The organism is Chryseobacterium sp. Leaf405, from assembly GCF_001425355.1.
In the GTDB taxonomy this organism is placed as follows: domain Bacteria; phylum Bacteroidota; class Bacteroidia; order Flavobacteriales; family Weeksellaceae; genus Chryseobacterium.
Genome location: NZ_LMQN01000015.1, coordinates 1,089,505 through 1,102,075, shown reverse-complemented (window position 1 = coordinate 1,102,075; position 12,571 = coordinate 1,089,505). Strand labels below are relative to the sequence as shown.

The 12,571-nt window shown below is 34.6% G+C and carries 10 protein-coding genes; 1 reads left to right on the top strand and 9 read right to left on the bottom strand.

The window, feature by feature from the left end:
- Positions 1-37 precede the first annotated feature (37 nt).
- The 9 genes from miaB to ASG22_RS14920 form a co-directional block, all read right to left on the bottom strand.
- The gene (miaB, locus tag ASG22_RS14960; RefSeq protein WP_055986262.1) at positions 38-1,477 is read right to left on the bottom strand and encodes a tRNA (N6-isopentenyl adenosine(37)-C2)-methylthiotransferase MiaB; all 1,440 of its coding nucleotides are present in this window, start codon (positions 1,475-1,477) and stop codon (positions 38-40) included.
- 107 nt (positions 1,478-1,584) lie between these two features.
- A complete protein-coding gene (locus ASG22_RS14955) occupies positions 1,585-2,307 on the bottom strand; it encodes an energy transducer TonB (protein ID WP_157844724.1) in 723 nt (240 codons plus the stop codon).
- A complete protein-coding gene (locus ASG22_RS14950) occupies positions 2,300-2,716 on the bottom strand; it encodes an energy transducer TonB (protein ID WP_055986256.1) in 417 nt (138 codons plus the stop codon). Before ASG22_RS14950 ends, ASG22_RS14955 begins: the two co-directional genes overlap by 8 nt.
- Positions 2,717-2,742: 26 nt before the next feature.
- On the bottom strand, positions 2,743-3,231 hold the full coding sequence (locus ASG22_RS14945; RefSeq protein ID WP_055986254.1) for a hypothetical protein: 489 nt from the start codon (positions 3,229-3,231) through the stop codon (positions 2,743-2,745).
- 97 nt (positions 3,232-3,328) lie between these two features.
- Positions 3,329-4,564, bottom strand: coding sequence for an MFS transporter (locus ASG22_RS14940; RefSeq protein WP_055986250.1), 1,236 nt, complete (start codon positions 4,562-4,564; stop codon positions 3,329-3,331).
- Positions 4,564-6,297, bottom strand: coding sequence for a thiamine pyrophosphate-dependent enzyme (locus ASG22_RS14935; RefSeq protein ID WP_055986248.1), 1,734 nt, complete (start codon positions 6,295-6,297; stop codon positions 4,564-4,566). Before ASG22_RS14935 ends, ASG22_RS14940 begins: the two co-directional genes overlap by 1 nt.
- A gap of 180 nt (positions 6,298-6,477) precedes the next feature.
- The gene (gene lysA, locus ASG22_RS14930; RefSeq protein ID WP_185113812.1) at positions 6,478-7,680 is read right to left on the bottom strand and encodes a diaminopimelate decarboxylase; all 1,203 of its coding nucleotides are present in this window, start codon (positions 7,678-7,680) and stop codon (positions 6,478-6,480) included.
- Between the two features lie 262 nt (positions 7,681-7,942).
- Positions 7,943-9,166, bottom strand: a complete 1,224-nt coding sequence (locus tag ASG22_RS14925; RefSeq protein ID WP_055986242.1) for a PolC-type DNA polymerase III — start codon at positions 9,164-9,166, stop codon at positions 7,943-7,945.
- Positions 9,167-9,297: 131 nt separating this feature from the next.
- On the bottom strand, positions 9,298-10,824 hold the full coding sequence (locus ASG22_RS14920; protein WP_055986239.1) for a helicase HerA-like domain-containing protein: 1,527 nt from the start codon (positions 10,822-10,824) through the stop codon (positions 9,298-9,300).
- 257 nt (positions 10,825-11,081) lie between these two features.
- Between ASG22_RS14920 and ASG22_RS14915 the strand changes: the two genes are divergently transcribed.
- The gene (locus tag ASG22_RS14915) at positions 11,082-12,491 is read left to right on the top strand and encodes an MBL fold metallo-hydrolase (protein ID WP_055986236.1); all 1,410 of its coding nucleotides are present in this window, start codon (positions 11,082-11,084) and stop codon (positions 12,489-12,491) included.
- Positions 12,492-12,571: the final 80 nt, after the last annotated feature.

The window sequence follows — 12,571 nt, the reverse complement described above, 5'->3', positions numbered from 1 at the left end:
ATAATTATGATAAATATGCTTTAAATCAATAAGCAAATTAATTTTTTACAGTTTCCCCTAAAAGTGTGCCTTGTGTGTTATCAAAAACAAAAACGTTCACAATGTCACCCATTTTCTGACCTTCCTGCATATCGAATACACAAACAGCATTTTGAGAATTTCTTCCTTTCCACTGATTTTTATTCTTCTTGGAAATTCCTTCAATCAAAACCTCATGCACTCTTCCAACATAACCTTCCATTCTTTTTCTTGACAGTTCGCCCTGTAAAGCAATTACTTCTGCTAAACGTCTCTGTTTAACATCAGCAGGAATATTGTCTTCCATCTTCTTATGAGCAGGAGTTCCCGGTCTTTCTGAGTAAGAGAACATATAACCGTAGTCGAACTCAACCTCTCTCATTAAGCTCAATGTATCTTGGTGGTCTTCTTCTGATTCATCGCAGAAACCAATAATCATATCTTGTGAAAAAGAAATATCAGGAACTATTTCTTTCGCTTTTTTAATTAAATCTAAATATTCTTCACGGGTATGCTGTCTATTCATAGCTGCCAGCATTTTATTGCTTCCACTCTGAACTGGTAAATGCACATAATTACAGATATTATCATGTTTTGCAATCATTCTGAACACCTCCAAATCCATGTCCTGGGGATTTGAAGTTGAGAATCTGATTCTCATTTTTGGAATTGATTTCGCCACCAAATCAAGCAATTGAGAAAAATTAACCGCTGTTGCCTTCTGCATTTCAGATGCTTTGGCGAAATCTTTTTTCGGACCGCCTCCATACCAAAGGTAGGAATCAACGTTTTGACCTAATAATGTAATTTCTTTGTACCCGTTTTCCCAAAGGTTTTTGCATTCTTCCAAAATGGAATGCGGATCACGGCTTCTTTCTCTCCCTCTTGTAAACGGAACTACGCAGAACGTACACATATTATCACAACCTCTGGTAATCGTAACAAATGCCGTAACACCATTTCCACCTAAACGAACAGGATTAATATCTGCGTAAGTCTCTTCTTTTGAAAGAATTACGTTAATCGCATCTCTTCCGTCTTCCGTTTCTTTTAACAAGTTGGGTAAATCTCGGTATGCATCCGGACCAACAACAAGATCAACCAACTGTTCTTCTTCTAAGAATTTGGTTTTCAATCTTTCAGCCATACATCCCAAAACACCAACCGTCATGTTTGGTCTTTCTTTTTTAAGATTTTTGAATTGTGCAAGACGCATTCTCACCGTTTGCTCCGCTTTTTCACGAATTGAACATGTATTTAAAAGAATAAGATCGGCTTCTTCTACTTTTAGCGTTGTATTATAGCCCTGCTCATTAAGAATTGACGCAACGATCTCAGAATCAGAAAAATTCATCTGACAGCCATAACTTTCCAAAAACAATTTCTTGGAATTTCCATCTTTTTCAGCAATCGCAAAAGCTTCTCCCTGCTTTGTTTCGTCTATATATTTTTCCTGCACGATAGTCTGTTTAAGGTTCAAAATTCAAGGTTATAAATGATAAATTTAAATTTTTGAACTTATTGAATTTGCAAAGATACAAAATATTGTGACAGATTGTCAGGAGATTAATCGAAGTTAAATGTTAAAGGAATTCTAAAATGATATTTCACAGGAATATCATGATAAGTTGCAGGTTTCCATTTCTTTTTAATAGATTTTATTGATGCTAAAATCATTTCATTAAAATCTTTGCTATCGGTTTCTTTTGATAATTTTACATCTTCTATTTTTCCTTCTGAATTTATAGCAAAGGTTGCCTCAACAGTAAATCTGACGGAAGTTTTTGTTGAAAATCTTCTTGTATCTATACTGTTTGCAACTTTTTTTCTGAACTCCTGAATTCCACCTTCGAATTCCGGATCTTTAGAATACATTTCCGGAAGATAAGAATCTACATATTTTTCAAACAAATCATCAGCGAAGATTGGAATTTTTACTAAAGCTGCTTCTTTTTTACCATCAACCTCAGCAGGACTCCAATCTTTCATATATTTTAAAACAATTCTTATGAGATCAAACGTACACTTAGAATTGGAAATTTTAGCACTATCCTGTTTTACAAATTTTATTGTAGAATCAGGGTATACAACTATTTCCAAATCATAAAATTCATTTTTATCATCACAAGGCTTAAGCTTTTTTTCTAAAAGAATTTTATGGAATTGTTTGTAAAATTCGACTCTGCCTCCTTTATAAAATTCCATTCCATTAGGATAACTTTCAAGGATTTGTGCATTAGAAATGAATAAAATACAAATTAGGCACAACAATACAATTTTCTTAATCATGATCATATCCGTTATTATCAAAATTAACTCTCATTACAAATTTAGAATCTACTGCAACACCGTTTTTTGTCGCAGGCTTCCATTTTCCTTTTACTTTTTTTGTGGCATATTTCATATCATCAATAAACATTTCATTGTTTTTGAATTTCGGAAGGACATCAATATTGTTGAATTTTCCTTTAGGATCAATATTAAAAACAAAAGTTACCTTCCCTTGAATCGTATATAAAGCCATATCAATATAAGCATGAACCATATTCATGAACTCTTTCTGGAAAGCTTCGTCTCCACCCGGAAATTCTGCTTTCTGATAATTTTCTGATGTATGTTGAACTTGAACTGCAGTTTCCTGCAAAAAACTTTTACCGCTCAAAAGTAACAAAGGGAGAATTAATAGATATTTTTTCATGGTTATTAATAAGAAATCGTTTTTTTTTAAACATCGGTTGCGATAGAAGAAAGGTTCATTTTAATTTTAACCTGTGAAGTTACAGGCTGTCCGTTACGCGTTGCAGGAATCCAGTTTTTCTTAATTCTTCTTACCACATATTTCATATCCTCAAAGAAAATCTGGCTGTTAGAAACCTTCGGAGAACCTTCTATATTCGTAATTTTTCCTTTTTGATCTATTGTAAGTGTGAAGGTAAAATCACCATTAAGGACATAAAAATCTGTATTCAGATAGACATACATATATTTTCTCAATGTTTCTTTATATGCTGGAATTCCACCTTCGAAATTTGCCGTTTTAAAATCATTACAATTCTTAACCGCAACCTGAAGCAAAGGTTCTTTAATATCTATTTTTAAAATATTTTTGTTGTTTTCAGTGATCATATTATCATCTCTTTCCTCAACATCATTATTTTGAGCCCATGCAAAAGTTGATACCAAAAGTGCTGTAAATAATATCAGTGTTTTCATACGCTTAATTATTTGAAATAATACCGCAAAATTACAACCAAAAAACAAAGAAACCTCACTGAATAGCGAAGTTTCTTATAAATATTTATGTTTAAAATTAAATCTCTGACTGAGCTTTGCTACCTGTTTCTTTCAATAGTAACGAAACTAAAATTGCCAATACAATTCCTACAATCCAAAATAATATTGACTGCTGAAAATGAATATCTCCGGAAGATGCCTCAAGGCTTTTCCCAAACCATCTGCTAAAAATAGGACTTAATAAAGTTGTTACTCCGAAAGTGATAAAATTAATCGCTCCCGTGGCGCTTCCTTTCACGAAATCCGGATTAGTTTCTTTAATTACAGAGTACGGAATCATTGCTGCCCCAGAACCCAAACCAAGAATAAACATACTGATTTTTGCAGGATACAATTCAGGCAAATAAATTAATTGTAATAAACTTACAATCATCAAAACCGCTCCAGCAATTAAAACAGGTTTTCTGCGACCGATTTTATCTGTAATAAAACCTAAAAGCGGACACCCAAAAACCCACCCGAAGGCAACCATTGCACTGGTAATCGCTGCTTCATGAAAAATAAATCCTTTATCTTTTTGGAAAAAAGCAACCGCCCAAGTCATGGCAAAAATGGTAGTCGGAGCAAACAATAATCCTGAAATAATTCCGCACAACCATGATTGTGGATTTTTAAAAACAATTTTATAGGGTTCTAAATATCCTAAATGATGCGTTTTATTCTCCTGAGAATCTTCAGATTTATCTTCTTTAGGAATCACAAAAAATAGTGCAAACGCAGTGATAATGGTAAAAATTCCTGACCAAAGCCAAAAGGTATTGATATTTACCCCTTCTTCAACCCACGGCCCAACGATAAACTGACCTGCCGTTCCGCCCAGCATTCCGATACATTGAGTAAAACCTATTGCCGTTGCCAAAGACTTTGAAGAAAAACCTTTACTCGCCAGATACACACAACCGGGAAATGCAAAAGCACAACCGGCTCCTTGAAGTAATCTACCGGAAACTCCGGCAACCTGACTTGAAATTAAGAATAATAAACATCCGATTCCTAAAATGAGTGTTCCGACAAAAAGAGATTTTTTACCTCCAAATTTGTCTAAAGCAATTCCGGCAATCAAGCTACAGGTGGAATAAGTGTAATAATATGTTCCGACCATGCTGATTAGCTTCAATTCTGTAGTATTAAAATTATTAACCAATTCAGGAATCATTACCGCCGGTGCCGAGCGAATTACATAATCCAAAAAGTAAAAGATAAGCCCGAAAATCCAGGCAATGATGTAGAATTTCTTCAAAGATGCACTCATTATAGCAACCCTTTAATATGTTTGTAGTTTGTTTTTACCGTATCTAAAGCTTCTTCCATTTTTCCGCCAAGCATTAGTTGAGCCATAGATTTTGTCATTCCGATCACCTGATCGAATTCAATTTTTGGAGGTAAAGCTAACGCATTTGGATTTGTGAAAATATTTAGTAAATAAGGTCCGTTATAATCAAGACATTCTTTGATGGCTGCTTCAACTTCCTCTGGTTTGTGAACATTTTTTCCGGGATAGCCCATTGCATGAGCGATCATTCCAAAATCAGGATTGATCATATCTGTTTCATTGTCGGGCATTCCACCAACTTCCATTTCCAATTTTACCATTCCCAATGCTCTGTTATTGAAAACAATCAGTTTTACCGGTAATTTATACTGAAAAATAGTTGCCATATCTCCCAATAGCATCGATAATCCTCCGTCTCCGCACATTGCAATCACTTGTCTGTCCGGATGAGCCAAAGAAGCACCAATCGCCATTGGCATTGCATTCGCCATCGAACCGTGGTTAAATGAGCCTAACATTTTTCTTTCGCCCGTTCCTGTAATAAATCTTGCTCCCCAAACGCAACACATTCCTGTATCTACAGTAAAAATGGCATTATTTTGTGCTAATTTATCTAAAGTATGCGCTACAAATTCCGGCTGAATGGCATTTTCTGTTCCAGGATCTTTTACATAAGTCAATTGGGTTTCTTTTACTTTTTCATAAAATTCCAATTGCTGATTCAAGAAATGAACGTCTGTTTTTTCTTTTAATAAAGGCAATAAAGCTTTGATCGTTTCTTTCACATCACCCGTTAATCCTAATTCTAACTTGGCTCTTCTACCCAATCTTTCAGGACTTTCATCGATCTGAACGATTTTATTTTTAACAGGCATAAATTTCTGATACGGGAAATCTGTTCCCAAAAGAATCAACAGATCAGCTTCGTGCATCGCATGATAGGCAGAAGGAAGTCCCAAAAGTCCTGTCAAACCGACTTCATTCGGATTATTTGGCTGAATTGCCATTTTCCCCCGGAAAGAATATCCTACAGGAGATTTTAGATATTTTGAAAGCTGTACAACTTCTGCATTGGCTTTTTCAGCACCAATTCCGCAATAGATTGTTACTTTTTCGCTTTCGTTGATTAAAGTGGCCAATTGGTTCAATTCTTCATCAGAAGGTCGAATAACAGGATTTGTTTTAAATATTTTATTGGAAGTTGTCGCTTCTTCAGCATCCAGTTCCGAAACATCACCCGGAAGACCAATCACCGCCACTCCTTTTTTAGAAATCGCATGCTGAATTGCTGTCTGCAATGTTCTTTGAACCTGTTCCGGTCTTGTAATCATCTGATTGTAATGACTGCAATCATCGAATAATTTTATCGTATTGGTTTCCTGAAAATAATCCATTCCCATTTCATCACTTGGAATAGTAGACGCAATCACCAACATTGGAACATGAGAACGGTGCGCTTCATACACTCCATTAATTAAATGAACGTGCCCCGGACCGCAACTTCCGGCACAAACCGCAAAACCATCAAGCTCAGCTTCCGCCGCCGCCGCATACGCTCCCACCTCCTCATGTCTCACATGAATCCATTCAATACTACTTTTTTTAACAGCAATATTTAAATGATTGAGGCTGTCGCCCGTTACTGCATAAATTCTTTTCACATTTGCACTTTCGAGCATTTCAACGATTTGCTCAGCTACATTTTTAGCCATAATTAATATTTTTGATGGTTGTTTATATGGAATGTTGGAATAGGAATGAACTAAGATCTTTTAAAAAGATTCTAATCTCTACCAAATTTAAGGAATAATAAATATGTTTAAGATTTCTGAATATTAAAATTTACTTAATCTCATAAAAAACTCTGCAATTTCTTGCAGAGTTCTTCTATTTTAATTGATGACTTCAATCTGATTTCTCAAAAGATCTTCAAATTCATCTCTTTTTCTGATTAAATGCGCTTTTCCGTCTAAGAAAAGAACTTCGGCAGGTTTTAGTCTTGAATTAAAGTTTGAACTCATTTCAAAACCGTAAGCTCCCGCATTATGGAATGCCAAAACATCGCCTTCTCTCACTTCATTCAGTTTTCTGTCCCATGCGAAAGTATCTGTTTCACAAATATTTCCTACGACAGTATAAATTCTTTCTGCCCCTTTTGGATTGGATAAATTTTCGATTTGGTGATAAGAATCGTAGAACATCGGACGGATCAGATGGTTGAAACCTGAGTTTACTCCAACAAAAACCGTAGCCGTTGTCTGCTTGATAACATTAGCCTTCACCAATAAATATCCGCTTTTACCAACTAAGAATTTCCCTGGCTCAAACCATAATTCGAATTTTTTTCCTGTTGATTTTGAGAATTCTGAAATTACCTTTTCAACCTTTTTTCCTAATGTTTTTACATCAGTCTCTTCTTCGCTGTCTTGATAAGGAATTTTGAATCCGCTTCCCATATCCAAATATTTTAAATTCGGAAAATGTTCAGATAATTCTAACATAATATCCAAAGCCTGAAGGAAAACATCCGGATCTTTGATTTCACTTCCTGTATGCATGTGAAGTCCTTCTACATTCAAGTTTGTAGATTTCATCACTCTTTCAATATGACGAACCTGATGAATAGAAATACCGAATTTGCTGTCGATATGACCCGTCGAAATTTTATAATTCCCACCTGCAAAGATATGCGGATTGATTCTTACCAAAATCGGATATGTATTTCCATATTTGTTTCCGAACTGTTCAAGAATTGAGATATTATCGATATTGATGTGAACTCCATGAGTCATTGCTTCCTCGATTTCAGCAAGATCAACACAATTGGGAGTAAATAGTATTTTTTCTTTTGGAAAGCCCGCTTTTAAACCAAGCTTCACTTCATTTATTGATACACAATCCAAAGAAGCACCTAAGTTCTTCACATACTTTAGAATATTAATGTTGGTCAACGCCTTTGCAGCGTAGAAGAACTTTGTGTGTTTTAAAAAAGAAGATGTAAGTTTTTCGTATTGAGTTTTAATCGATTCCGCATCGTAAACATACACCGGTGTGCCAAATTCTTGGGCGATCTTTAATAATTCTTGTGAATTCATAATTTAATTTTAACATAAAAAAAGGCAGATTCTTCGGAAAAAGAGCCTGCCATCATAATTATTTTTATGCAAGACAACTCTTTTAAATGTTCCAAACCTTAGAAAACTTTACAGTTCCCTTTTTACCGGTTTTATGTTGTTTAAAATTTTGCATTGCTTCCTTTATTTTTTTGTAAAAGTACTAATTCTTTTTTATTTTTAGAAAAATTGATCAAAAAAGGGGCTTTTTTAATAAAAACCGACAGAATTTTTGAATATTCTCTTATTTCGGTAAAGGTAACGTTTCAAAGTCACCACGGATAAGTGCCAGCTGCAATTCATTGTTCAGCTCTGAAGACTGAGAAAGCAGATCGATTTTTAATTTTGATAATTTGCTTAAAGTTTGAATTTGTGTAAAAAGTTCATAAAACCCGTAGGACATTATTTTTCCGTTTTCAATGATTAAGAATAATTTCTCACCCAACTTTCTTCCCTGTCCAAGCCAGAGTTCACTTCTTTTTTTGAAATCTATCTTCTTTTTAAAAGCCTCAATATCTTTGTATTCTTCAATATTCTCTATAAACTGAACCGCTTTGGAACCCTGTGTAAAAGACCTGAATTTCAGAATCGGTTTTTCTACTTTATTCAGTTGATTTTTTTCAACAATATATTTATTATTCCTATGATAAAGCCCGAAAGCTAAGGGATCTCTTTTTTTAATTCCTTTAGAATTTAAGATCAATTTCGCAATAATATCTGTTCCGGTAAGCTCATAATTAATCTGTTCAACCTCCCTTTGAATAGTTTCCCACTTTTTTGATTTTGAATTGAAAACCTTCTTGGAAAATTTATTAATATCCTGAACATGATCCGAGAAAATAATTTTTCCCTGCTCATTTTGGAAATAGACAAATCCTTTTTCATTCGGAATATCCTGCGTAAGTACTTTGATTTTATTAATATACGTCTTCGCATTCGTCTCATCATACTGCTTTTGAACAATCTCATTTTCAGTATCTTTTGAAACCAAAAGTTTGAATAATTCCAACGTTGCGAGAGCATCGCCTTCTGCCCTATGTGCATTCAACAACGGGATACCCAGAGATTTCACTAATTTCTGAAGAGAATAGCTTGCTTCATCCGGAATCAGTTTTTTCGCTAAAGGAATTGTATCTAATGTATTGGTTTTGAAATCATAACCAAGCCTTTGAAACGATTGGCGAAGCATTCTGTAATCAAAATCTATATTATGACCAACAAGCGTTGTATTGGCGGTAATTTCGATGACTCTTTTGGCAATTTCATGGAATTTTGGTGCTGTTTTAACCATTTTCGGAGTAATATTGGTCAATTTCTGTACAAAAGGCGTAATATCACTTTCAGGATTTACAAAAGAGATAAACTGATCCACAATTTTCTGACCATCATATTTGTAAATGGCGATATCTATAATGCATTCTTTCCTGTAACCTGCACCATTACTTTCTATATCAATTATTGAATACATCTGATTTTCTACACTTTCTATTTAGATTACTATCGATCTTCATTAAATCCTGATCATTAAATTACATAACTTATGCCAATAAATCTAAAAAAATTCAGGCAATCCTGCTAAAATAATAAAATTTATATAATTTACCTCTTTCTGCCACCTAAACCTAACATTCCAAGGATAGCTTTTGCTCCTTCACGCAATAATGTTGTTGTAAAAGTTCGTCCCGCTTTGCTTTCCAATACCTGCTGCAACATTCCGGGTTCTTCTTTTACAGGTTTTGTTTTTTGGGTAGGAGCCGCATTTTGTGCCGCCTGCTCCATTCTTTTTACTAATATTTCGTAAGCTGATTCACTGTCTATAACTTTCTCATATTTAGCGACTAAAGCTGATCTAGATGTTAATTCTGAAATTTCGGATTCGTTCAAAACATCCATTCTCGATTCCGGAGAAATTAAATAAGTATGAACTAATGGCGTAGGAATTCCTTTTTCATCTAAAGCCGTTATAAATGCTTCCCCGATTCCTAAATTCTGGATCAACGTTGACGCATCATAAAAATCAGTTGTAGGATAATTTTCTACCGCTTTCGAAATTTCTTTTTTATCTTTTGCCGTAAAACCTCTCAACGCGTGCTGAATTTTCAGTCCTAACTGAGAAAGTACCGCTTCAGGAACATCGCCCGGAATTTGTGTAATAAAATAAATCCCCACTCCTTTTGAACGAATCAGTTTTACCATAGTTTCAATCTGGGAAACCAAAGCTTTTGAGGATTCATCAAAAATTAAATGCGCCTCATCAATGAAAAGAACTAATTTAGGTTTTCCGCTGTCGCCCTCTTCCGGAAAAGTCATGTAAATTTCCGCAAAAAGCGAAAGCATAAACGTAGAAAATAATTGTGGCTTGCTTTGAATATCCGCCACTCTCAAAATATTCACAACGCCTTTTCCATCTCTCGTCTCAAGCAAATCGTGAACGTCAAAACTTAATTCGCCAAAGAAGCTTGCAGCTCCCTGCTGTTCCAAAGCAACAATTGATCTCAGAATTGCTCCCAAAGAAGCCGAGGCAATCGAACCGTAATTAGATGAAAGTTCCGCTTTCCCTTGCGGATTTTCAGTAACATACTGAAGGACTTTTTTAAGGTCGTTCAAATCAATTAAAGGCAATCCTTTATCGTCACTATATTTAAAAACAATTGACATAATACTTTGCTGGGTATCATTCAATTCTAAAATTTTACTCAATAAGACAGGTCCAAATTCGGTAACGGTAGCTCTTAACTTTACACCTTTTTCTCCTGAAATAGTCATTAACTCTACAGGAAATGGCTGCGGATTGTAAGGAAGCTGCGTTTTTGAATATCTTTCTTCAATCACAGCATTCATTTTACCAGCCTCTGCAATTCCTGAAAAATCTCCTTTAATATCCAAAACCAAAGATGGAATTCCCTGATGAGAAAGCTGTTCGGCAAAAACCTGCAATGTTTTCGTTTTACCCGTTCCGGTAGCTCCGGCAATCAAGCCATGACGGTTAATTGTCTTCAAAGGAATGGTTACGTTGACTTCAGGAACAACTTCCCCATCCAACATTCCTTTTCCCAGGATAATATGATCTCCTTTTGGAGTGTATCTTTTATTTAATTCTTCAACAAAACTATTTTTATCGGTCATTTGATTTTTTTAAATTATAAATATAAATGTTTTTGGAAAATATTCGAATGTCATGTTTAATTTTAATTAAGTAATCATAGAGAATCTGTAAATTTAATGCTTGGATTTAAATTTTTCAAGACTGAAATAATTAATTAGAACAAATAAAAACTTTATAGATTTACTCTATTAATATAGATTTTTATTTTTAGTCGATTTTAAAAAAATAAACACGATTTTTGTAATTCAAATAAAACATTAAAGTTTACAATCACGCAATGAAAGTTGAACAAATATATACAGGATGTCTGGCTCAGGGCGCATATTATGTGGTATCTGAGAATGAAGCATTGATTATAGATCCATTAAGAGAAGTAAAACCTTATCTTGACCGACTGGAAAAAGACAACGTTACTCTAAAATATATTTTTGAAACACACTTTCACGCAGATTTTGTCTCGGGACATTTAGATTTAAGCAAAAAAACAGGTGCTCCAATAGTTTACGGACCGACGGCGCAACCTGAATTTGATGCAATTATTGCAGAAGACAATCAGATTTTTGAAATAGGAAAAATAAAAATAAAAATCCTTCACACGCCTGGTCATACTATGGAAAGTACCACTTTTCTTTTGATTGACGAAAACGGTGTAGAAACGGCAATTTTCACGGGAGATACACTGTTTTTAGGAGATGTTGGAAGACCTGATCTTGCTCAAAAGGCAGGAAGCATCACACAGGAAGATCTTGCTGGGATTCTTTACGAAAGTTTACATTCTAAAATATTACCATTAGACGACAGTATCACTGTTTACCCAGCTCACGGTGCAGGCTCAGCTTGCGGAAAAAATATGCAAAAGGAAACAGTCGATATTTTAGGAAATCAAAAAAGAACCAATTATGCGCTGAACCAACCAGATAAAGAATCATTTATCAGAGAAGTTCTGGACGGACTGACTGCTCCGCCAAAGTATTTTGGGATGAATGTTGCCATGAATAAAGGTGGTTATGAAAGTCTTGACACTGTTATGGATAAAGGTTTATCACCAATTTCTGTGGATGATTTTGAAGCATATGCAGAAGAAACCGGAGCATTAATTTTAGATACAAGAAGTCCTGGAGAATTTTACAAAGGATTTGTTCCCAATTCTGTAAATATTGGGTTAAAAGGAGATTTTGCACCATGGGTAGGAAGTTTAATTGTTGATGTTAAACATCCTTTGTTATTAATCGTTGACGAAGGAACTGAAGAAGAAGCAATTACAAGACTAAGCAGAGTTGGTTTTGACAATGTTGTAGGATATCTGAACGGCGGTTTTGAAGCATGGAAAAATGCAGGCAAAGAAACAGATGAAGTGAAAAGAATTTCTCCGGCTGAATTTGCAGAACAATTTAATGAAGAATCTAAAGTTATTGATGTTCGTAAGATTTCAGAATATTCTGCGGAGCATATTGATAATGCATATAACAAACCTTTGGATTTAATAAGTGATTGGGTAAAAACAATCGATGATTCTGAGCATTTTTTCCTTCATTGTGCAGGAGGTTACAGAAGCATGATTGCCGCAAGCATTCTTAATTCACATGGAATCAGAAACTTTACAGAAATCGACGGAGGTTTCAACGGAATCAAAAAAACTGAAAAATTTCCGACGACAGACTTCATGTGCCATTCAAAAACATTATAATATAAAAGTATTTTGGAATCATTCTTGCTTTAAATTCAACATATTAGGGTTTATTTTCAAGCAAAATCTTAATGATTTCA